Here is a 21,701-nt window from a genome sequence, read left to right on the forward strand (position 1 = left end):
ACAGTGGCTACCAAGGGATTTCTAAGGTACATACAAATAGTCAGTTGCCTCACAAAAAACCTAGAGGAGGTAAGTTAACCAAAGAGCAAAAGCAATCTAACCGGACTTTAGCGAGTCGTCGAGTCCTGATTGAACATGTTAATCGGCAGTTAAAAGTTTTTCGGATTTTGAGTCAGCGCTACCGTAATCGCAGGAAACGTTTTGGATTGCGCTGTCATTTAATTGCTGGGCTTTATAACTACGAAATTCAAAAAGCCTAAATTCCTGTTGAATTTAACTCAATCCTCCACCATACCACGAAACTTTTTTGCAAGAGGTCTAGTATGTTGACTACTCTGGCACAAAAGCCAGAAGAGTTTATTTTTTACAACAATGGAATTTTAATTGTTGCAGACTCCATACAGGTTAAAGGTCATGGTGTCGGTGGAGGGTTTGACGTTGAGCTTTTACTTGTCAGTCCTGAGCAGGAACAGGAAGACAATTTCATAGGTAATGGTATTGTAAATGGTGGGCACACTTACACTGCTATCACAAAAGCCCGCAGTCATTACGATAAATTAAAATCAAAAGGAGCAAAACCAAAACTTAACCAACAAACTGGCAAGGCTGACTACTTAGAGTTGGAAGATGCTAGTGTGCAAATTTTTGTGCTGGTCAACATCAGCCAAGAAGAAATATCAAATATTAGCAGGTATCGTAATACTAGTGAAAGTGTTGAGGAGTTTAGTCTTAAAAACCTAGCTAAAGATTGGGACATCATTGAAGAATACCTTCCTGCTGGATGTAAACCTTATGTTGCTTTCAGAGAAGGCGAAAATAAGCAATTCGATGTGACTGATTTGGTTCGTCGCCTTGCTTGCATTAATAATAAGTTGTATCCTTGGCGAGGTTCAGACGGTTCACCTAAAAATCCTAGTGCAACTTGCTCTGCATACGGAACTCTCATTAAGAATTGGAAAAAGGAAGACTTTAGGGAGATTGTGCCTTTACTTAAAGATGTACTCTATATTGAGGAGTGCCTTCGTGATGAATATGATCGGCAAAAAGGGCAGAGTAAGTTAAACGGCGTTGAAAAAAAGACTTATCAGTTCATTACAGGTAAGCAATTTAATCATACCCTTCCCATTACTTTCGTATTTCCCATTCTTGCAGCCTTCCGTGTATTTATCAAAGATGGAAAGTGGGAGAGTCCTGTCGAAAAGTTATGGGATGAGATGGGAAACACCCTCCTGAATAACTTGCTAACTGCCTACAGAAATGAGGGGAAATCCAGCCGCCTTTGGGCGTTCTGCTTCAACATGGTCTAACCTTCTTCTAGTTCCCATGTTGAAATTAACTGAATAGTTAAACTTACCTGAGCGTTAATAACTATACCCCTATGGCAGTTAAACTCTTATATGGGTATAGTTTGATATTTATTTCATCTTGATTGAAATATGTTTTCACGATGCCATTGTAGCGCTTCCAGTTCTGGAAAGAGTTGCTCTGTATTTGGTAGAAGTATTGTTTCACCATGAAAATCTTTCATAGGTTTAGTATGGGGAGATGCTTCTTCTAAATTATTACTAACTATAATTTTGTATTGCTCATCTACAGCAAACCAACCGCGATCAAATGCCCAATGATGGTTTTTACATAGTGCTATTCCATTATGAATTCTACTATCATAGAATTGTGAGAATGGCTTTATATGTGCGCCATCAACTATGTTTTGAGTTATAGATTTAGTTACTTTTAGACCACAAAAAACGCATTTGTAATCATAAATATTTACAATCGCTTTCCTGAAAAAAGCATTTCTAATTACTGCTTTTCTTATTCTCCATCTAGGATTAGCATCTAAATTACAAGAATCAATAGTTTTGTCTATATCTAAAGGCACATCTTCAAATTTTTGGTTAATGTTTAAAAAACCTTCTATCGTATTATCTTCAGATGGTAGCCAAGCTGAAACAAGTGTATCAATTAATATTTGCCTAGAAATTTCATCTTGAATGGACGTAAATAGTTCATTATCCAAATGTGCATAGTCAACATCTTCCTTGAGTTTGGGAATTGTTTGCGGACGACCACCATCATATTCAGAAGTATACTTAAGATGCCAAAATTTACCCTGCTCATTTTTTAGATGAAAAAAAGGAAGGGCAAAATCACTTCCCTTAAAAGTACTAGAAGCAAGTACTTCCCAATACTTCTTGAATGTATCAATCAATTCATTAGATATTGTGATACGATTATCTGTTATTACACCTTGTGTAATTAGGTCAATTATAGATACAAGTAATATAGGTTTATTAAGAGCATCACCCTTTTTTTGACTTTTATATACCTTAATATTAGAGAAACATTCACAATAATAAACTAAACTCCGCTGATTTGCTGGCTGTTGTTCTTTACTCATTGTTTAATTTATATATCAAAAGTATTTTCTTAGCAATTTGGTAATTATTATGCATGGACTTATAGTGATTTATGAAATAAATTTGCTTAAATCAAAATCCTCTTCTTGGGAGTTCTCTTCAAACCTCTCATGACTGAGAATCAATAAAATTCTTTCAGAGTAATCTACTGCCCCCCGGATTTCTAATTGTAAAATTTCAAGTCCACCATTAGCATATTCTTCAAAAATATAATTACGTTTTTCGTTATTATTTCCTTCTTGGACAGATAAAACTTTTATATCTTGCATTTCAGCAATTGCTATTAAATTTATTACCGTATTATATCCCCTAACTATAAACTGTTCTTGGGGTATTGGTGACGGTTCCCTTTTAGAAATTTCTCCTAAAGGTACGCGTTTTTTATGCTTTGCGCCTAAAGCTGCTGCAAACACAATTACATCAGCAAAAGTATTAAAAGGCCCTGTTCCACCATCTGAAGATGTTAAATCCTTCACCAACTCAGCCTTATCTTTAGCAACCCGGATTCTGCCAGTTTCAGCCATGATATTAATATTTACATTGTTGCTGTTTTAACCAATGGCTAAAAGCGATTCCTAAGCTTACGCACTTGCCAAGGTATTATTTTATAATAGTATGTGGGCGATCGCTAAACGAACAAATTATCCACCAACATAGTCCATCCTGGTACTACAAGTTCAGCTTCAGCCACCTCATCACGGCGATAAGCTTGCGGTTTTTCAGGATTACTAACACGATTAATAATGAACAATCTAGAATAATCCTAATTTAAACAGCGAATGCACGAAATCATAAGATTCCTGGCAAAAGTCTTTCTTTGCGTCCGTGCATAATAATTACCTATCCCGTTCAACTTCTATAATTTCCGTATACTCAAAGTCATTCGGGCTTTGTTTCACTAAAGAATATCTTTCTCCACTCAACTCAATATAATCTTGTTCGCAATCCGGTTTAGAAGAATAATATGTAAGTACATATTCTTTACCAATTCTATTTGTCATTTCTGCTTCCACTTCACCCCGCCACTGAGTTTTAGTCACTAAAACTATCAACTGATTCGCTAATTGAGGAATTGTTTTAGCAATGTGTCGCCGCGAATTCTCATCCAAACTACCAAAGGGTGAATCCATGACAATTGGGAAAGTGCTACTATCGGGAATCATCATCATTTTCCGCTTCTCACTCCATTCCCTTACTTTATCAATAATGCTGGCAATAAAGGATAAACTGAGAATTTGATTTTCCCCAGTGGAAGCTGCAACAGGTGCTTCTATCCCTGTAGTATTTTCTACTAATGTCAGTTCATATTTTTCACTAATTTTAGGAATGTATGGAGTCACAGAAATCTCCATGAATATTTCTTGTACTCGCTTTTCTAGTTGCAGGCGAAATTGTTGCTCTTGACGATTTCTAACTTCTGTTAACCGTTCGATTGCTTCTTGAGTGGCGTTAATTCGTCGCTGTGCTAAAGTTTGCTTGTCTTCATTCAGTTTTTGTTTAGCGATTTGTTTGTTTAAACTTTCAATTTCAGTTTTGAGTTGAGCAATTTGCTGTTGATTTGCACCTTGTTCTCGATTTAATTCATCAATTTTACTTTCAATTTCATCTAAGCGTTTTTGTAAGCTACTAATTTCTTCATTAGCATCTTTTCGCAACCGTTCTTGAATATTATCTAAATCACCTTCAATTTGAGATATGCTTTGCCTTAACTGATTAATCCTAGTTTGTTCTCTATCAACTTCTTCCCAAAATTCTATGGCTTGCTTATCAATTTCATCTACTTGTGCGCTCATCCGAATTGCAGTCTCTTCCACCGCCGAAGAACCTGCTTTGTCTAACCATGTACTTACATGAGTATGAGAATGATTACCCTCGTATAATTCTGCGCCACAAATACAGCGTTGAGAATTAAGTAAATCATTTACAAATTCTTTTGAAATTCCTGATGTTAACTCGCCACGTTGCTTTAAATCATTGATAATTCCTCGAAACTGGGATGTAGTTTCTGAGAGTAAAACTGTGTAACCTCGTGCGGAAATAACTTTTTTCAGGGCTTCTTTCGTTTTTTTATATTCTTCTTGATTTGCCGTTTTCTGCGATTCTAAATCCTGCCATCTTTCTTGCAATTCTTTAGCAGCGCTCAGTTCTCGTAACCGATTACTTGTCTCTTTTTTAAAAGTTTGTTGATATTCTAACTCTTCTTTAATCTCAGTTTGTCGTTTGGTAATACGTTCGCGCTCTCGTTCTATCTTTTCTTGCTGTCGTAATAGTTGTTTAATTTCAGAGTTACCAATAGCCTCTAACTCATTTTCTAAAGTTTTTTTAGCATCTCCCAAATGTCTGATGGAACGGTTGATGACTTCCACACCCAAGAAAATTTTTGTAGCTTCAGCAATTTCAGCTTTTTTATCAGAACGGACTATTTCTTCAATTCGTTCGCCGTCAAAGAAAAAATATTGATGTAAAGTAGCGGGTAAAATTTGATTAATTATATCGTCTGGTTGCTGAATTGGTATATTCCATTTACCATCATCCGCACCAACCCACATGGTTAATTGAGTTTTACCAGCGTCAAAATCACCTTCGTTTTTATAACCTCGACAAGCGCGTTTAACTCGATAGCGTTTACCTTCATGTTCCCAGCCAATTTCTACCCAGCATTCTACAACTTGACCTTTTTGAGCTTCTGCGACCGCCCGTTTATTTACTAACTGTTCTATAGATGCAAAGGCTGCACTAAATTTTTCATATAATACCCAAGTAAAGGCATTCAGTAAACTAGTTTTTCCAGAGCCATTATTGCCATGAATAATCGTCGTGTTGTGAACATCTCCACCAGCTAGAAGCATCTCTGGTGTCGTACCATAAAAGGAGCGAAAGTTGCATAGCTTGATTGAAGTCAGCTTCATCGCACCTCTTCCTTGATAATGTCCAAAATATTATCATTTATATGGCTGTTAATCTTTTTATCTAGTCTGCCTTTTTCCAGTTTCCATACCCGCTCAATAATTCGCCGTACCTCCGGCGGAGCGCTGGTTATTGGCTCCTGCACATCATCGATATTTGCATCTTGTGACATCTTCAGTTTGAAAATATAGTTTTTCTATATTTTAACTTTCTCTAGTAGTGCATTTACCTCAGTAAAGCCACTGTTAGCGTTATCTGGAATTTGACAAAACTATTTTTTCAAATTTATAATTTTCTTTGAAAAAGACTTTATTATTGAATTGTCTTCTGATATAATTAATATTAATAGTTGATATTATAATGGGATGTAAGTAACTTTAAAAATTTTACTTACATCCCATTATAATGAAAGTCATAATTTTATTATTTCATACTTAATGCTTCTTTTTTCAAAACTCGAAAAGTTTTACAAAATAATACAACTATATAGTTGATTATCAAATATCTAATAAACCATATCGCTTTTGTAAATCAAGTAACTTCATTCTAGCTTCCCCAGCGTTATCAGCCAAATCAGCAAACTCCACAAAGCGACGCAATTCCTTTTTTAAAAGATTACGCTCAACTTCGATAGTTTCTCTATCCAAATCTGGTGGCAAAACAATCATGTCAAATATTGTCGCGCGTTCCTTGGCAGGATGAGGACGCAAAACTCGTCCACGTCGTTGGATAAATTGGCGAGGATTACCAGAACTTGATAAAATCACCGCAGTTTGAATTGCCGGAATATCAACACCTTCATCTAAGCAACGAATTGCTACTAAACCTTGCAATTCACCGTTTTCAAATTGACGGCGCAATATCTCTCTTTCTTGTAAAGTTGTTTGAGCCGTATAGGTGCTTACCTTATACCCTAAATCTACCCCCAGAATTTTAGCAACGGCTTTGAGTTGACGCAGGGATGAACGTTGCCCATCTTCTTGTGAACCATCACTGCAATAAAAAAGAGTGTGAGTAGTATCTCGGCGAGTTGCCATTAAATCCCGTAAAGCATTTAATTTATTTTCTGCTGCCCCAATTAACCTTGCTCTTTGCATCAATAACGGTTTTAAATCTTCATTGTCTTCAAATCCCGCTTTGCCATTTTCTCGTTGACGATAAAGTAGCGATCGCCCAATTTTTTTAGTTAGCTTTAAATAAGCAATACTTTCTGCCTCGGTTAATTCCACTAACACCGGATAATAGAGATAATGTACCAAAGCACCACAGGCGATCGCATCCCTCAAAGTGAACTCTGGTTGAAGAACTGGGCCAAAATAATCAAATAAAGATTGCGTCCCAAAATCGTCAAAATATCTCTCCGGTGTGGCAGATAAAGCCAGTCTCAACCCTACACTACGCGGTAAACTTTCTTCTAACTTGGGTGCGCCTAAATTATGCGCCTCATCCCCAATAATTAAAGTTTTGGCAGGAAAATATTTGAGTTGAGAGCTAAACCCATCTCCAATTAATGTGGAGTTAGTAGTAATCACAGTCACAAACCGTTGAGAACCAGAACGCAGATTATAAATTTGCGTGGAAAGTTGACTTTGCCAAGTGCGTAAATTCTCAAAAGCTAAAATGGGTTGCAAATTAAATTTTTCACATTCTCGCGCCCATTGAGTGACGAGATGGCGGTAGGGACACACCACCAACAGAACTTGTAAATTAATCTGTTGGTAGAGTTCACAAGCGATCGCAAGTGCCGTAATCGTTTTACCACTACCAGTAGCCATTTTGAGCGTTCCTCTACCATGATTAGCAAACCAGCTAGCGATCGCTTCTCGCTGATATTGCCGCAATTGCAGAGATAAAGGCATTTTGGGGCATCCTGGTAATGGTTGTCGAGTCTGGTAACTGCCCTTACTTTCCCTTGCAAATGGTAATTTTAACCGGAAAGTGGGCAGTTGCCGTACTGAATTTGGCGTCAGGTACATATGTTAAGCACAAACTAAATTATTGGGCATTGGGTAAACAGGAAGTGTTGATTGATGACTGGTGACTGCTGAGTGAGGAGTTATTATTCTCCTCATCTCCCTATCCCCCATGCCCCATTCCCAATTCAGTTGTAACCCCGCCAAACACCAATTAGGGAACCTTGTACCTGTACTTGCATGGCGCTGACTTCAATGGGATTGTACTTAGAATTTGCTGGTTTGAGGGTAACGCGATCGCCTTGACGATAAAAACGTTTCAATGTCGTACCGAATCCATCAACTCTTGCGGCGACAATGGTGCCATTTTTTAAATGATTTGGTTCTGCTACTGGACGCAAGAATACCACATCCCCATCAGCAATTAAGTCTTCAATCATGCTATCGCCAGCTACCCGCAAAGCGTAAGTTTGGGGAGGTAAGGATAAATTAGAAAAGTCTAAATGATCTACAGCATCAGTAAACGGTTCTATTAAACCACCAGCAGCGATCGTGCCTAAAATTGGTACACCTTGCTTCACACCACGTAAAATCCGAATCGTTCGCGCTTGGCCTTCAGTCCATTCTATATATCCTTTAGTGCGTAAATGTTCTAAACGACTTTGAATTGGTGCTGGTGATTTCAAATTCATCGCTTGCATCATTTGCCGAATTGAAGGCGAATGCTGATGCATTCTGATGTATTCTGCTAACCATTCGTAAAGTTCTTGTTGAGCTTCCGTTAGACGTTCCATAAATTTGCGGGAAGTAATTATAAATCTCTCTAGAACATTAGTACTACAAAAAACTCCCTATAAGCAATAGAAAGGTGAAAATATTAAAGGCAAAAGTAAGAATATTTTATTTTCTTTGAGCTATTTATTCTTGATTTTTTACTGATAAATTGTCAAGAGTCAGCCACACGTCGCTATTCTGACTCTTATATTTGGGAAAGACTTGGCTTAATCGCGTCTTCCTTCATTCTGCCCCTAAGATACTAGCAAGCAAAGCCTTTTGGGCGTGGAGGCGATTTTCTGCTTGTTCCCAAACTCGTGATTGAGAACCTTCAATAACTGCCTCAGTGATTTCTTCACCACGATGGGCTGGTAAACAGTGTAAAACAATTGCCTCTGAGTCAGCAAGGCTCAATAATTGCTCGGAAATTTGGTAAGGCTGGAAAATTGGCAGACGGTTGTCTGCTTCTGCTTCTTGTCCCATACTCGCCCAAACATCAGTATAAAGTACAGCAGTTCCTTTAGCTGCTAATTCTGGGTCATGAGTGAGTAGAACTTCAGTTTTGTTATTAGCGATCGCTCTTGCTTGTTCTACAATTCTAGAATCTGGCTCAAATCGACTAGGAGTGGCAATTCTCACATTCATTCCTACTAAAGCACAGCCCAACATCAGAGAATTAGCGACATTATTTCCATCACCCACGTAGGTTAAAGTTAACCCAGCAAGGGTGCCAAAAGCTTCTTCAATTGTCAATAAATCAGCTAATACTTGACAGGGATGTTCTGCATCAGTTAGAGCATTAACTACTGGAATCTTGGCATAGTTAGCAAAAATTTCCAGCTCCTGCTGTGCAAAAGTACGAATTGCCAAAATATCGAGATATCTATCTAAGACTCGCGCTGTATCCTGCACAGGTTCCCCGCGACTAACTTGAGTGACATTAGGGTTAAGGTCGATTACTTGTCCACCCAATTGATACATTGCCACGGTAAAACTTACTCGCGTGCGAGTTGAAGCTTTAGAGAACAATAACCCTAAGACTTTATTACACTGCAACTTCAACTGTTGGGATTTAAGTTGAGTTGCCAATTGCAGGAGTTCTTGAAGTTCGGTTGAACTAATGTCCGCCAGACTTAATAAATCTCGTCCGATCAACGCTGCCATGCTTGTGATGTGTAAAGAACAATTTCTCAATTCTGTTCCTTTACCCAGCCGTGTCAAAAAAGTACAATCTTACAACCGTACTAAATATTTTGGCGTCCAGCCCAGGATTTGAGTTAGCTTTCGCTATGAATATTAATTTATCAACTTTATGGGAACTCCAAGAAATAAATTATCCCACTTGAAGTTGATGACTGATGACTGTTAAGTGTGAGCAGGGGAATATTTTTTAGAGATCGCCCTAGACAAATAGATTAATTATGATAATATTAGAAATCGTGGTTGAAATTCTAGAGTGATATATCTAGTGGACTACGTCTATGCCAAACTTGCCAGCATAGCACAGTGGTAGTGCATCCGACTTGTAATCGGAAGGTCATCAGTTCAAATCTGATTGCTGGCTTAAGCCCAAAACCAATATTTTTCTTAGCCAGACTAGGTTCTGGCTTTGTTTGTTTTTCCACGACAAAACGATTTACGGTAATAATATTGTGCTAAATTACCTTGAATTACCGTTAATCACAATACAAAATTAGCGCAAAATTAGCGCAAAATTAGCATGGGTATCAGAAGTGATAAATGGACAATTGAGGCTGTTAACGAGCTGACTTTTCACGGGATGTAGAAAGGGGAAATTGGTTCGCGAATCTCACTTTCAAAAAGAACTCTAACCTTAGAAGTTAGATTTTGTCCAGTTTCAATAAGTCCTCCTTCAAGATTAAAAAACTCCGTCCGTTTCAATGTTTATGCTGTTTATGCAAAAGAAATTGATACTCCTGATGGGTGCGAACCGATAGAGTGGATGTTACTGACAAGTGAATCTGTACTCTCCCAACAAGATGCCCCATCAATTTTGCGTTGGTATACGTATCGTTGGTGAGTGGAAGAGTATCATAAGATTCTTACAGCATTTTTCAATTGAGTAGACTACAAATCTAGTAAAATAAAGATTTAGTAAAAATACTCATGAATAAATGCCTGCCCCCTACTCAACAGATCTACGCCAACGTGTGATTAATGCTTATAAAGCAAAAGAAGGGTCGCAACGACAACTAGCTGATCGCTTCAAAGTGAGCTTATCGTTTATTCAGCGGTTAATACGTCACTATCGGAACACAGGAAAAGTGGATGCCAAAGTTCATGGAGGTGGAGCGATCGCTAAAATAAAAGTTGAGAACTTACCTGCTTTGCAGCAATTAGTAGATGAACAACCGGATGCCATACTAGGAGAATTATGTGAGCGCTATTGCATTCAAAGTGGAATTACTGTCAGCGTAGCGACGATGCACCGTGCAGTTCAACGATTGAAATTGACGACTAAAAAAACTCTGTATGCCAGTGAGCAAGATAGCCAGCGAATCAAACAGATGCGCTTTGAGTATAGGGACTGGGTTTTGGGCGTTGATCCTCACAATTTAATATTTGTAGACGAGTCTGGTTTGAACTTAGGCATCACCCGAATCTATGGTCGTGCACTACGTGGTCAGCGGTTGTACGACTCTTGCCCTAAAAATCGAGGACAAAACATCTCATTGATTGGGGCACTAAGTATGGATGGACTAATTGCTACCATGAGTATTCCTGGTAGTGTCAACACCGATGTATTTCTGACCTATGTTCAAGAGGTTCTTGCACCTCAGTTGTGGGTGGGAGCAGTCGTAATAATGGATAATTTGTCAGTGCATCACGCGCAGATCATTCAAGATGTGATTGAATCTGTCGGCGCAAAGGTCGTCTTTTTACCTCCTTATTCGCCTGATTTGTCCCCGATTGAATTGTGTTGGTCAAAACTTAAGCAGTGTTTGCGTGCAGCAAAAGCTCGAACTTACGAAGCGCTTGATCAAGTGTTAACCCAAATTATTAATCAGCAAATCTCGTCTGATGATGCTTGGGGCTGGTTCGCTCACTGTGGTCTATTCATATGAAAACCGCTGTAAATCTGGCTGCAAAGCAGAGAGCTATCGTTTGGCTGGTGAGAGTATGTCATCAATGCTGGGGTTTTTAACAGTTATTGCAGCACAACTACTACAAATGACTTATTTACATCGGAACTCTCCTCATAGTTCGGCAGCGGATTTTTTGATGGTGGCAATGGCAACAAAGATAAGCTGCTCTTTGGCATTGGAAGCTATACAGTCTCAAATACCACAACTGACCAGGGCTACTATATAGTAAGCAATGGAACGACTGATATGTTCGTAAAGAACTTTGAGTTGATTGGTAGTGCCAGTAATCCTGCTGCCGCTTTTAGTTTCTCTAGTGTTGTTGGCGAAACTTTTATGGTGTAGGTGTGGATACAATACTTCTCGGGTTTTGCATTTTTAACTCGGAATCAGGTTAAGGGACAAGCACGCAATAAATTACTCAACAAAAATCAAAAAGCTAGAGTAATCAAGAATGATAATCATGAGGATTGCTTGGGACAGATGCTTTAAAAAGACTTCTGAAGTTCCCAATTTAAAAAAAAGGGTCAACGTGATCGCTTTACCTTAGAAGGTGCAATTAAGGTCATTGGATCAAACAAAATTTTATTTAGAGACAGCACAGCTCTTACAGAAAACTTGAGGCATGACCTAGAACGACGAGGAGCAATTTTTGGCGATCGCCCCCCAGTTCTCAACCCGAAATAAGCCTACATGAAAAATTTTTCACAAGCTCCAATAGTCCGATCGCAACCAAGAAACTGAAATTATCCACAAGTTATCCACATGACAGAGGTAACAATTTAGTGAGGACGTTGTTTGGCGCCGCTATTCCATCGCTCAAGTCTTGAGCCTGCTGCATTGGATACTTAAATTTCCAAGCGCATAGGTATGCTCTTGGCAAAATATTTCGCTCTCGATAGCTGAAAAATTTTGGTACACCTCGTATTGGCGATCGCGGTGTATTGGCGAGTTGCAGTCAGGCGATGCCAAACGCGAGTGCGTCTTGTAGAGTTGGCGGCAAGCTACGCAAGTAGTAATCAGGATTCTCGCCGAATTTGGCTTCTGATAAAGAGTTGTTCTGCAATAATTAGAATGAGCAGTGGCTCTACAGATGCTGTGGCGATCGCCTCCATCGACCAGTTGTGATTTACCAGGTTGGAGATCGCTATAGCAAGCGTTACTACAATAAGAAATATTGGTAGGAAGATGACAAAATTCCGATCCCAAGCAGGTTTATCGCGTAGTTTCGCTTCGCTCCGTAGTACACCTTGACGCCAAAATCGAAAGGTACTAAGGACAGCGGCAAGGTATAACAGTCCAGCATTTACTAGCAGGCTTGTTTTTTGGTTTGGAGTGATGTCAGAATGCTCAAGTACGACCACCGTTAGGCAAACTCCCGCTGCTAGATACAGAAAAGTAAACATAGTAAAGTGTCTCATTAGTTTCTCCTTGGCTTTAAGGAGGACAGGCTCGCTTAACAAACGCATCTAAATTATACTTGCTCAAGACATACTCACTGCCCTTCAAGGGCAATGATCTTGACAGTTCAAAGTAACTTGCGCGATCATTATAGTCTTACTCTACAGTCCCGCAAAATTCTGGCATTGCGATCGCACAGACTCAATCGACTTAAATTCTATGCGTTGATCGGTGAATGTCCACCTGATGAATTCATTCCTGTAAGAATGCCAAAGTGATCCAGTGTTGCAGATTCACTCTTTACGAATGGGATTGCAAAAACTTTGGTAACTATTCTCATGCAAAAATAAGCAATATCTGACGATTCCTGAATTTACAGGGGTGAGTGTGTAGTAAAATTTGCTCACCTATGTAAAGCAGATTTGACCCAATTTACCACTTCTTTAGCGCCACGACATCCTTTTCCTTTCTGTTCTGAAAGCAGAGCAAGTGTCCGGTATCCCACACGGTGCCGATCCAAAGAACCAAATCCGTTTACCCATCTACTAAACAAGAAAGGCAACCATGAGCAATCCATCCACTCCACAAGGTCCTGCCGACATCTTCAGCCCGCTCACCGACGGCGTTCTACCCAACAAGACCTCCGCTGACGAGGCCCGCAAAGCCGGCCGCTACGGCCACGACAAGCCGACCCCGGACAACAGCATCATGCTGCTGGTCGATCATCAGGTCGGCCTCATGGTCGGCGTGCGTGACTTCGTGTCCCTGTCCGAGTACAAGAGCAACGTCGTCGGACTAGCGCGCGTGGCCAAGGTACTCAACATCCCGACCCTGATCACCTCTTCCAATGCACAGTGGCAAAACGGCGACACGCTAACCGAGATCAAGGAGCTGTTCCCCGACCAGCCGATCTACCGGCGGACCGGCATCATCAACTGCTACGAGGACCCGACCTTCCGCAAGGCACTTGAAGACCTTGTGGAAAGCACGGGCCGCCGCCACATCATCATCGCTGCCGTGACCATCGGCACCTGCTGCGCGTTCCCGACGCTCTCCATGCTCAATGACGGCTACAAGGTGTTCCCGGTCGTGGACGCTTGCGGCGGGTGGAGCCGCTACGAGGCGGAAGCGGCTATGTCGCGCATGAGCAACGCGGGCGCAGAGTTGGTGACCACCTTTGCGCTGGCCTGCGAGTTGCAGGCCGACTGGAAGTTGCCCACCTCCAACGCCATGCTCGACCCGTTCAACCAGAATCTGCCGGAGTATGCCTTCGTGATCGGGAACTTCTGGAACAACGCCAACCAGCACACGGTGCCCGACCCGTTCGGCATGGTGAAGTAAGCAACCCAGCCATTATTGATGCATGCAGAGGCCAGGATGGTCAAAAAGCAGCCCTGCTGAATTGGGTTGCTTTTCGGTGTTGTCCTACACCAATGGAGGTGGGTCATAGCCAAACTGGCGTGACCTAGCCACTCCTACAACTCTGTATTGTCCGCCTCGTCAGCGCACTGTTTGGTGATCGCCGTCTGCGTGTTCAGCGCGCAAAAACTTGGCACGCTCGTGCCTACTGGTAAATTGGCATTGAGCCGAGATAGCTGCGTCAACGGCAATTAGCTGATTTGGTAGGGGTCACAGAAACTACTGTTCGCAATTGGGAGAATGAATAACCGAAGCGGGGTTGAGTGGTTTGAAAGAATTGCAAAGTTGTGCAATGCCTTAGAATGCACTCCTAATGATTTATTTGGTTACGAAAAAATTGGAGAAGGTGATGATTAACCCTTCTACTATTAACCCCCTGACTCTGTCTTCAGTTTCACTTAAAGAGCGATCGCTATCTCTTCATAAATAGTTCGCTAGTGCCACCGAGGCATTTTGTAAGGCTCTGCTTTGAAACTGGAGAAGAAACTAATTTATAAAAGAACTAATGCAAATTCTAGATTTTTTGGTTGACATTAACGGCATTGGTCAGTTGTGGGGTGCGAATGACCAATTTTTAGGAGTGTTATCGAATAATCAGTATGATGTAAACTCAATCAGCAATCCACATGGTATGTATGGAGCGCAATATGGTTTGTTTATACAGCATTAGCAATCCACATGGCATGTACGGAGGTCAATATGGTTTATACAGTCCATATAACCTGTATTGCCTTAATCCTCCTATCATTTTCTACCAGGGTCAACCAATTTTGATAGTTACAAGAAACGCTTACGTACAGACCAATGGACTAGCTGTAATCGATCCAGATTTGTTACTAAGGCTATACGTGCAACTAGCAAGCTCCATGCCTACAGTTGATTTAGTGCAAGTACAACTAAATGCATTATCGCAAAGTAGCCAAGCCAATGCTCAAGCTATTAATAATGCGATGAGCATGGTCGCAAACTTGTTCCATTAACGGAATGGTCGGCACTAGCCAAGCAGCGATCGCAAATCTGAAGCAGCAAAAGAAAATGATTAACCCTCCTGCCTTTTTCTTAGCCTTCTGCCTCCTGCCTTCTGCCTTCTGCCTTCTGCCTTTCCCTATGAAAACGATTGAAAGTAAGCTATATCCAACCGTTGCCCAAGCACAAACAATTAACTTATGGCTTCAAAGCCTGAAGTGGATATGGAATCAGGGGGCTGGAACTTCGCTTTGAAGCTCAACAACGCCGATGGAGAGAGAAGCTAGATCGCCCTCTTCCCGACAGCCTAAAACTCAAATGGAAGAACGGTAAATTGGTAGGCTGTGGCGTTCGCAAGACCAAAGCTGGTTATAAATATTGTGAAATTCGCACATGTAGGGATATTAAAGATCCGCAAAAATTTGCAAGTAGTGAATTTTATAGAAGCGATCGCATTCCCGAATGGCTGAGAGATATACCTAGCCGTTTCAAGAGTGGGACTGCGGACTCATTAAAGAACGCATGGAAAGCTTATTCCGACCCAAAACATCCAGCCAAAAAACCAAAGTTTAAAAGCAAATCCGACAAAATCAAAACTCTAGTAAACAAAAATACTGGAGGCGTTAATAAAGAGCTAAAACCAGAAAGGCTGCCAGACAGCAATAATGGGTATGTTCACTTTCCAAAGTTGTAGAGCCTTTAGAATTGTGCAGCAAGCAGATACCAACGCTTCACGAAACCACCTACTGAATTCAAGTTTCCTGGTTTCAGGGAGGTACCGCGCTTGGGCGTGGAAGCTTATGCCACTGAAGGGGGGCGATACGCCTTCGATGCAGGTGGAAGCTAGACAACTAGCACCGGAAGCTGAATATGCTTCCCGATCGCCGAAGGCCGGCGTTCCACCATCGCGCGGACTGGGGCAATTGCAAGCCCCATTCGCACCTCAACAGCCTTCGCAAAGAAAAAAGAAAAAACGATCCGTGCCAGTGACGGATGAAAGCTTGATACAGCTTAGATTGTGGGATTTTGGCATGGAAATAGGGGCTGAAGGATGAGGGCGATCGCAAGCAGTCACTCACTGGATGTCGGAAAATTCTTCTTCACGGGATTTGGTGCTGGCTACAGTAATAATTCGGCGATTAGTGCCCAACTGGCAAGTGGAAAATACTGGTGAGCCAAATCAAATTCATGCGCAGTTATTAGACTTGGTGATTGAATTTGCTAGGAATGAAGAGTCTGGCTGGGCGGATGTAGTAGCAGTTCAAGTCACTGAAGAAGAACTGGGAAACTTTCCGACGACCAACGAGACCCAGACTGGACAGAAATTTACTGGCGAGTCCGACGATACTGGCCGTAGGAAGAAAGATTTAGCGAAAGAAGATTTGGCGACCAGCCAACCTGGGTAATTCTCCAAGCACTGTACTATGGGGCGAAATTGCACCGAGAAGAGTTGCATTTGACAGAGCTGGGAATCGCCACTCTCACCAGCTGCTTTGTAAATAGTAATCGCGATCCCAAATCGGAAGCCGCCAAACCCAGTGATTTTTTCTACTTCACGCCTACTGAAGATGAAAGGGGAAGGATTTCAAGCGTTGCAGCCAATGCTTTCTTCGCCTTGGCTGATGCAGGTAAATTGCCGGGGTGGGTAGTGTTTATAGCACCTATTGATAAGTTAGTCAAGTCCGGTAATAGCGATCCGTGTACTCCCCTTGCGTGGATTGGTGAAGGTGTGGTGCTGCTACAGCCAGTTGTTAATGATCTGACTTTTGACGTCATGTGGAAAAAGGGACAGGGTGTGGGGAAAGACCGAATTTGCATAGTGTGCGCCTTTTGGAATCCTGATAAATATTACAAGTATTTTCACGCCATTCACTCTAGTACTCTGTAAAGTTTGAATTGAGGGATAAAGTCAGGGAAAATAATCTAAAAGCAATAGCCTCAAAAGACACTAAGCACTGATGCCGAAGAAAAAGTACATTGTCACCTTGACAGATGAAGAGCGCGCGCACCTAGAGGAATTGACTAAAAAAGGAAAGGCTGCCGCCTACAAGGTGAACCATGCAAGGATTATGCTCTTGGCAGACACTAACCGAGTAGAAGGGGGTTGGAAGGATGAGGCCATCAGCCAAGCGTTGAATATTAGTGTTGCCACTATTGAACGAGTGAGACAGCGGTTAGTAGAGCAGGGACTAGAGGGCGCGTTAAGCCGAAAACCGCAAAATAACCGCAAGCCACGTTGTTTAGATGGAAGTCTTGAAGCCCACCTAATTGCTTTAACTTGTAGTGAACCACCAACGGGACAGGGGCATTGGACAATGCGAATGCTGGCACAGCAAATGGTGGAATTAGGTTATGTAGAAAAAATATCTCATGAAACCGTGCGTCAAACCCTAAAAAAAACGAACTCAAGCCGTGGTTAAGTAAATCGTGGGTAATTCCGCCTCAAGGCAATGCAGAATTTGTCTGTTGCATGGAAGATGTCTTAGATGTGTACACTCGTCCCTATGACCCAAATCATCCGTTTGTTTGTTTTGATGAAACCAGTAAGCAACTAATCGCCGAAAAAATTGAACTAATACCTGCCGAACTAGGAAAAAAACAGCGATATGACTACCAATATGAACGTAATGGGGTCTGCAACTTATTCATGTTTTTCGAGCCATTAGGTGCTTGGCGGCACGTAGAGGTAACGCAGCGGCGTTGATAATAGCGATCGCTTTTTTTGTGGTATCTGTTGCAGTTATAAAAAGTTGGGCGTTGCATAAATGCGGGATGAATTAGCCAAACACAGGTATTTGTCTATACTTCAAGTAATGAAGTAATAAATAAACTGAGTGTTTAAGCATATCTACTGTTTTTGAATAACATAATGTCTTTCGGTGTAGACGTGCGAGGTAGTGACTAAGCCTTGTATTTTCTCCTTCAACCCTGGTCATACATGTTTTGCTGAGAATATGGTCTCCTGGATTGATAAAACTCGCGTAAACCTTCCAATCCATCACTGACATAAAAATAGCATTGCCAGAGTCTAACAATATCCCATAAAGGCTGAAATGTTTCTGCACTGTGGTCTGCCAATACCCAAGCTAGGATATTTTTACGAAAGTGATTTACTGCTGTCCATAGCCACCTAACAGTTTTTTTTGAGCCAATAAAAGTTTCTAACTCATCAAGCTCACCAACTAATGGTATTTCCTCAATCGGTGGAGCGTCTGGAAGCATAGAGCCAACTTGTTTTACCCAGTTAATTACAGTTGTGTGATGAACCTCTTTATCGCGCTCAATTGCCCTAAATCCCATACCCTTTACATCCGGTCGCAAACAGCTTTCCTTGACTTCATCTGGATACCCTTTTGGTGGATTGTAGACATCTATAAATTGGCGCTCGCAATCAACACAAATGTGATGAGAGTTTACCTCGACGCTTACTATTTTTTCTAACCCTGGTGGACTTGCAGTATGGACAATGCACAGTAGATAGCCTCAACTCATCCCTCTATTATGCAACGCCTCATGTCCATGTCTTTGAAACCAAAGCTGCGATGTGGCAAGCCGGAGCTAAACTTTCGCCTTGGAAGAAGGATGGAAACGGTGGATATGGAGCAATTACACTTCCTATTTGGCGCTACAGATATGAAGGAGATGAACAAATCACGGCTCCAAAGGTAGGTAATGTTTTGTTTTACAAAGAATGTTTAGGTAGCGAGTGCATTTCTCATGAAGCTGTCCACATGGCAACTAGCTATCTTCGATTGATTCAGCAGTTGCAACTGACCGACCAAATTGACGAAAATGAAGAAAAATTAGCTTACTGCATTGGCTCTTGTATGCGTCAGATTGTAGATAATTTGTATAAATTAAAAATACTTTAAATGGGCAAAATTAACATCAACCAATCAAAATTAAACTCCATCATCAATCAAGCCTTTGATGTGGTAGTCGAGGTACAGGGAGAGGCGTTTCAAAATGCGATCGCATCTCCAATATGGGAATGGCCGCGTGAGACAGTCCGCAAAAACGGGGAAACAGTAGGAAGTCCCCGCGATCGCGTTGACACCGAAGAACTGATTGACTCTCTTGTAATCAGCCGCACACGGGACGCCGCAGAATACGAATGGGAATCTGACCACGCTACCATTGTTCACGATGGTGCAACGCTACAAGATGGCACTGAACTGCCAGGAACATCTTGTGGAAGTAATTGGGCTTTTGTGTGGCGATTTACCCAACGATTACTTAATAGAAAGAGTCTCGCCAATGCCCTCCAACGACAAGTTACTAACGGTGGAACAATGTAAAATTTTTCTAACAGATTGGGAAGTCAGGGAACCCTAGCCCGGATCAGAATCTCCGGAGATTAGAATGTCTAAGACTTTTCAAGTTGGTGCGGGTAATAAGGTAAAGCTTTATGTGGCGTTGTTACCACTAGGCGATCGCACCGAACCAACCGATGTTAGTGTGACTACTTCAGCCGCCATTGCCAGTGGTGCAACCAGCATTACTGTAACTGCCTTGACGGGCCCGATTGCAGGTGGCACACCTTTAACCTTTGATAACGGCACAGATAAATTAACAGTTTACTTAGCTAAAGATGCCAAACTTGGCGCCACCTCATTGCAAATTGAACCAGCTACAGTCGGTTTGACGGGTAGCTCGTCTGCGGCTCAATACACAGCAAAATTGAGATTGCTTGGCGGTACTCAGTTAAATGCGAATATCAACTCGGATAGAACCGACGTACTCGTATTTGAAGACCCACTCGGCTACAAAGATGGAGCGGTTACAGGGCAATCTTGGGAAATTCCTTGGACTGCGAATTTACTTAGTGATGATGAAGCCTTCCGTCGAGTATTTTACGCAGCTGCTAATGCTGTTTCAGGCAGAGAAGTTTTTGTGTGGCAAGAAGATGCACCACCGGCTGGATACGCTAAAGGCGATGGCTTGAAGGGTGCGACTGTAGTAATGAACATGCAAAAAAACATGACATCGACGGCCATCTTGACTCTTACCTGTACCTTTATGGGACAAGGCTCACCAACAATTACACGGTATTCGTTGAGTTAAAAAAGTATTGTCAGCAAGACAAGAGCGCTCTTTCAAAGTAGAGCGCTTTTTATTTGGGAATTTTGATTTCGTACACCTCACCTTGCCAAAAAATGGCTATCACTCCACCTTCAAAAGATTCTCGCCTTGGCAAGGGATATAGCTATTTATTTGCGATCGCCCTCACCAGCATCATTGCCAGTCAATCCGTCAATGTGCAATTTAAAATCAATTCCAAAAGCGAGTTTGAAGCTAGCGTCGCCACCCGCGAACTCAATACCCAAATTTTCTTACCCTGTGTTATTTTAATCGCTGCGATTTTGGGACTTCCTACAGATGCGATCGCCCTTGCTGTGGGGAAAATTTTAACCTCGAAGGAGCCTGAGTGATGTGGGATGGCTCAAACGATTACAGTGCTGGATTAAACGATTCTTCCCTCACTCGAAAAAACGTCGCAACTCCCCAAAAATCATCAAACGCTGGTACGGAAAACATTGCGCCGTATTGCGACTTGAGAGATCGATCAAGGGCGGAATTTCTACGTATCGGATTGTTCCACTACAAGGTGGATTTGACTACCTCATTACCCTTGATTATCTCCCAGACCTACATGGAGAAGTGCTTGGGGAATTCCAGGGCACCATTATCGAAATTCCAGCGAACACTTATCCGCTTACACATCGCTTTGCGGTCTGGCGCGTTTTTCCCAATGGCAGCAGCAATCCTATTGGCATTTGGGATGTTGACCTCGAAGGATTTTGCCAAAACTCATCACTTCGGGAACTCGCGCCCCGCCGCGCTGTTGCAGGAGTGGCATTAGTGCCATTATCGCTAATAGCAAGCTTTAAAAATCCTTCCCTCTCGTGGCAAAACCAGATGGAACGAGTTGACTGGCTTGGACTGCTAAAACAAAGAATTCAAGGGGAATTGCAAAACCCAAATCATAATTTGAAGGCTTGCATTATTTTGCATAATGCCTCATGAAAAATTTTCCATGAAGGGCGATGCCTGCGGCGGGCTGCGCCAACGCACTTTGATATCATCGTTGGTTGTCAATGAAGTCTCGTCTCACCGCTTCAGTGATAATTCGCCGCAAATATCTTACTCTCTCTTCTTGAGGAAGTGCGTGTAGGGCATCGTGGATGCTCTGTGGTAACTTCAAACCCGTTACCTTCTTTGCCAAAGGCTCAGTCAATTCCTCCGTATAGCCTTTGAATTGATATTCTTTAAACTCTTCTGATTGTACTGGAATGGGATTACTCATTGCTGGTTAACCGGGTTTTATCCCATGATAATCCCCAAAAAATATTTGGTCAAATTATTGATATTCGCGGTTAACCGGGATATGATAAAGTGTGGAGGGCAGAAACCTCCACGCTGAACCTAAAAAACTAAAGGAGGAATATGACACAATCCGGTAACGGACACAGTCAGTACAACCCGGAGGTTGAGTACCAACGAGTTGTCGATGACTCGGACGTTTTTTACAAGGAACCTATCCCACTATTCTAAAAATCCCTAATCGTTGTCATAAAATGTGCTTCAAAACCTTGATTTTTCATTTTTAGTTCTCAATCAACTTAAGCTTTGTAGCATAAATCTTATTAGTGGGATAGGTTCAAGGTTGATCCGGAAACGGGGGACCGGGAAGACGTACTCACCGCCAAGGATGTGATGGATGAAATCGACAAGAAGTTGTCTGAATCAGACGACGAGGAATGATCCGTCCTAACACCTAGCCAGTAGCCCCAAGC

Annotated in this window: 29 protein-coding genes, 1 tRNA gene and 2 pseudogenes; 21 read left to right on the top strand and 11 right to left on the bottom strand. The window is 41.7% G+C overall.

Annotation, left to right across the window (positions count from 1 at the left end; all coding sequences use genetic code 11):
- The coding region (locus tag FCR06_RS21535) for a transposase family protein (protein ID WP_138503360.1) at nt 1–260 on the top strand (260 nt) is incomplete at its 5' end.
- Nucleotides 261–323: 63 nt separating this feature from the next.
- Nucleotides 324–1,307: an AIPR family protein gene (locus FCR06_RS21540; protein WP_138503362.1), complete on the top strand. Its 984-nt coding sequence runs from the start codon at nt 324–326 to the stop codon at nt 1,305–1,307.
- A gap of 113 nt (nt 1,308–1,420) precedes the next feature.
- On the opposite strand, the gene FCR06_RS21545 is transcribed toward FCR06_RS21540, so the two are convergent.
- From FCR06_RS21545 to FCR06_RS21560, 6 genes are all read right to left on the bottom strand, one after another.
- On the bottom strand, nt 1,421–2,401 hold the full coding sequence (locus tag FCR06_RS21545) for an HNH endonuclease (protein ID WP_138503364.1): 981 nt from the start codon (nt 2,399–2,401) through the stop codon (nt 1,421–1,423).
- 69 nt (nt 2,402–2,470) lie between these two features.
- Nucleotides 2,471–2,944, bottom strand: a complete 474-nt coding sequence (locus FCR06_RS21550) for a DNA phosphorothioation-associated protein 4 (RefSeq protein WP_138503366.1) — start codon at nt 2,942–2,944, stop codon at nt 2,471–2,473.
- A 104-nt stretch (nt 2,945–3,048) separates the two neighbouring features.
- Nucleotides 3,049–3,171 carry a hypothetical protein gene (locus tag FCR06_RS34340; RefSeq protein ID WP_262984694.1) on the bottom strand — a complete coding sequence of 41 codons (123 nt, stop codon included), beginning with the start codon at nt 3,169–3,171 and terminating at the stop codon, nt 3,049–3,051.
- Nucleotides 3,172–3,256: 85 nt separating this feature from the next.
- Nucleotides 3,257–5,329, bottom strand: a complete 2,073-nt coding sequence (locus FCR06_RS21555) for an AAA family ATPase (RefSeq protein WP_138503368.1) — start codon at nt 5,327–5,329, stop codon at nt 3,257–3,259.
- The gene (locus FCR06_RS32835) at nt 5,326–5,499 is read right to left on the bottom strand and encodes a hypothetical protein (RefSeq protein WP_189523511.1); all 174 of its coding nucleotides are present in this window, start codon (nt 5,497–5,499) and stop codon (nt 5,326–5,328) included. The genes FCR06_RS21555 and FCR06_RS32835 overlap by 4 nt, the downstream gene beginning before the upstream one ends.
- 325 nt (nt 5,500–5,824) lie before the next feature.
- A complete protein-coding gene (locus tag FCR06_RS21560; RefSeq protein WP_223280221.1) occupies nt 5,825–7,186 on the bottom strand; it encodes a DNA phosphorothioation system restriction enzyme in 1,362 nt (453 codons plus the stop codon).
- A 17-nt stretch (nt 7,187–7,203) separates the two neighbouring features.
- On the opposite strand from FCR06_RS21560, the gene FCR06_RS33665 reads away from it, so the two are divergent.
- Complete coding sequence (locus FCR06_RS33665; RefSeq protein ID WP_223280222.1) at nt 7,204–7,368, top strand: hypothetical protein; 165 nt, start codon at nt 7,204–7,206, stop codon at nt 7,366–7,368.
- Between the two features lie 60 nt (nt 7,369–7,428).
- Here the strand turns inward: FCR06_RS33665 and lexA are convergent, their stop codons facing one another.
- Nucleotides 7,429–8,034 carry a transcriptional repressor LexA gene (gene lexA, locus FCR06_RS21565; RefSeq protein ID WP_138503372.1) on the bottom strand — a complete coding sequence of 202 codons (606 nt, stop codon included), beginning with the start codon at nt 8,032–8,034 and terminating at the stop codon, nt 7,429–7,431.
- A 223-nt stretch (nt 8,035–8,257) separates the two neighbouring features.
- Nucleotides 8,258–9,178, bottom strand: coding sequence for an ornithine carbamoyltransferase (gene argF / locus FCR06_RS21570; RefSeq protein WP_138503374.1), 921 nt, complete (start codon nt 9,176–9,178; stop codon nt 8,258–8,260).
- Between the two features lie 328 nt (nt 9,179–9,506).
- Between argF and FCR06_RS21575 the strand changes: the two genes are divergently transcribed.
- Together FCR06_RS21575 and FCR06_RS21580 are read left to right on the top strand one after the other, a co-directional pair.
- Nucleotides 9,507–9,578 (top strand) — tRNA-Thr (locus tag FCR06_RS21575).
- A gap of 571 nt (nt 9,579–10,149) precedes the next feature.
- Complete coding sequence (locus FCR06_RS21580; RefSeq protein WP_138503376.1) at nt 10,150–11,100, top strand: IS630 family transposase; 951 nt, start codon at nt 10,150–10,152, stop codon at nt 11,098–11,100.
- Nucleotides 11,101–12,137: 1,037 nt separating this feature from the next.
- Here the strand turns inward: FCR06_RS21580 and FCR06_RS21590 are convergent.
- Entirely contained in the window at nt 12,138–12,539 is a 402-nt protein-coding gene (locus tag FCR06_RS21590) for a hypothetical protein (RefSeq protein WP_138503378.1), read from the bottom strand.
- Nucleotides 12,540–12,632: 93 nt separating this feature from the next.
- Here FCR06_RS21590 and FCR06_RS32840 point away from each other — a divergent pair, with 93 nt between their 5' ends.
- The 11 genes and pseudogenes from FCR06_RS32840 to FCR06_RS33695 all read left to right on the top strand — a co-directional run.
- A complete protein-coding gene (locus FCR06_RS32840; protein ID WP_189523512.1) occupies nt 12,633–12,797 on the top strand; it encodes a hypothetical protein in 165 nt (54 codons plus the stop codon).
- A 286-nt stretch (nt 12,798–13,083) separates the two neighbouring features.
- Nucleotides 13,084–13,860 (top strand): isochorismatase family protein, encoded by a 777-nt coding sequence (locus FCR06_RS21595; protein ID WP_138503380.1) that lies wholly within the window; start codon nt 13,084–13,086, stop codon nt 13,858–13,860.
- 278 nt (nt 13,861–14,138) lie between these two features.
- Nucleotides 14,139–14,186, top strand: coding sequence for a hypothetical protein (locus tag FCR06_RS33675; RefSeq protein ID WP_262984697.1), 48 nt, complete (start codon nt 14,139–14,141; stop codon nt 14,184–14,186).
- A complete protein-coding gene (locus tag FCR06_RS33680; protein ID WP_223280224.1) occupies nt 14,179–14,295 on the top strand; it encodes a helix-turn-helix domain-containing protein in 117 nt (38 codons plus the stop codon). The genes FCR06_RS33675 and FCR06_RS33680 overlap by 8 nt, the downstream gene beginning before the upstream one ends.
- 148 nt (nt 14,296–14,443) lie before the next feature.
- Entirely contained in the window at nt 14,444–14,608 is a 165-nt protein-coding gene (locus tag FCR06_RS33685) for a hypothetical protein (RefSeq protein ID WP_223280225.1), read from the top strand.
- 13 nt (nt 14,609–14,621) lie between these two features.
- A complete protein-coding gene (locus FCR06_RS33690) occupies nt 14,622–14,918 on the top strand; it encodes a hypothetical protein (RefSeq protein WP_223280226.1) in 297 nt (98 codons plus the stop codon).
- Nucleotides 14,919–14,922: 4 nt separating this feature from the next.
- Entirely contained in the window at nt 14,923–15,159 is a 237-nt protein-coding gene (locus FCR06_RS21610; protein ID WP_138503382.1) for a hypothetical protein, read from the top strand.
- Between the two features lie 79 nt (nt 15,160–15,238).
- Nucleotides 15,239–15,598 carry a hypothetical protein gene (locus FCR06_RS21615; protein WP_138503384.1) on the top strand — a complete coding sequence of 120 codons (360 nt, stop codon included), beginning with the start codon at nt 15,239–15,241 and terminating at the stop codon, nt 15,596–15,598.
- A 388-nt stretch (nt 15,599–15,986) separates the two neighbouring features.
- Nucleotides 15,987–16,310: a hypothetical protein gene (locus FCR06_RS21620; protein WP_138503386.1), complete on the top strand. Its 324-nt coding sequence runs from the start codon at nt 15,987–15,989 to the stop codon at nt 16,308–16,310.
- Between the two features lie 50 nt (nt 16,311–16,360).
- Entirely contained in the window at nt 16,361–16,792 is a 432-nt protein-coding gene (locus tag FCR06_RS21625; RefSeq protein ID WP_138503389.1) for a hypothetical protein, read from the top strand.
- A gap of 70 nt (nt 16,793–16,862) precedes the next feature.
- Nucleotides 16,863–17,605 (top strand): annotated as a pseudogene (locus FCR06_RS33695) (IS630 family transposase); the annotation flags it as partial.
- A gap of 76 nt (nt 17,606–17,681) precedes the next feature.
- Here FCR06_RS33695 and FCR06_RS21640 read toward each other — a convergent pair.
- Nucleotides 17,682–18,376 (bottom strand): annotated as a pseudogene (locus tag FCR06_RS21640) (IS1 family transposase).
- On the opposite strand from FCR06_RS21640, the gene FCR06_RS21645 reads away from it, so the two are divergent.
- The 5 genes from FCR06_RS21645 to FCR06_RS21665 all read left to right on the top strand — a co-directional run bounded on the left by FCR06_RS21645 (nt 18,357) and on the right by FCR06_RS21665 (nt 20,931).
- The gene (locus tag FCR06_RS21645) at nt 18,357–18,776 is read left to right on the top strand and encodes a hypothetical protein (protein WP_138503394.1); all 420 of its coding nucleotides are present in this window, start codon (nt 18,357–18,359) and stop codon (nt 18,774–18,776) included. The pseudogene FCR06_RS21640 and the gene FCR06_RS21645 sit on opposite strands and share 20 nt — an antisense overlap.
- Nucleotides 18,777–19,202: a hypothetical protein gene (locus tag FCR06_RS21650; protein ID WP_138503396.1), complete on the top strand. Its 426-nt coding sequence runs from the start codon at nt 18,777–18,779 to the stop codon at nt 19,200–19,202.
- A 64-nt stretch (nt 19,203–19,266) separates the two neighbouring features.
- Nucleotides 19,267–19,968, top strand: coding sequence for a hypothetical protein (locus FCR06_RS21655; protein ID WP_138503398.1), 702 nt, complete (start codon nt 19,267–19,269; stop codon nt 19,966–19,968).
- A 92-nt stretch (nt 19,969–20,060) separates the two neighbouring features.
- Nucleotides 20,061–20,336: a hypothetical protein gene (locus FCR06_RS21660; RefSeq protein WP_138503400.1), complete on the top strand. Its 276-nt coding sequence runs from the start codon at nt 20,061–20,063 to the stop codon at nt 20,334–20,336.
- 115 nt (nt 20,337–20,451) lie between these two features.
- Nucleotides 20,452–20,931 carry a hypothetical protein gene (locus tag FCR06_RS21665; protein ID WP_138503402.1) on the top strand — a complete coding sequence of 160 codons (480 nt, stop codon included), beginning with the start codon at nt 20,452–20,454 and terminating at the stop codon, nt 20,929–20,931.
- Between the two features lie 55 nt (nt 20,932–20,986).
- Here the strand turns inward: FCR06_RS21665 and FCR06_RS21670 are convergent, their stop codons facing one another.
- Entirely contained in the window at nt 20,987–21,211 is a 225-nt protein-coding gene (locus FCR06_RS21670; protein ID WP_138503404.1) for a hypothetical protein, read from the bottom strand.
- Between the last annotated feature and the right edge of the window lie 490 nt (nt 21,212–21,701).

Origin of the sequence: Nostoc sp. PA-18-2419, from assembly GCF_005869855.1 — a bacterium.
Taxonomy (GTDB): domain Bacteria; phylum Cyanobacteriota; class Cyanobacteriia; order Cyanobacteriales; family Nostocaceae; genus Nostoc.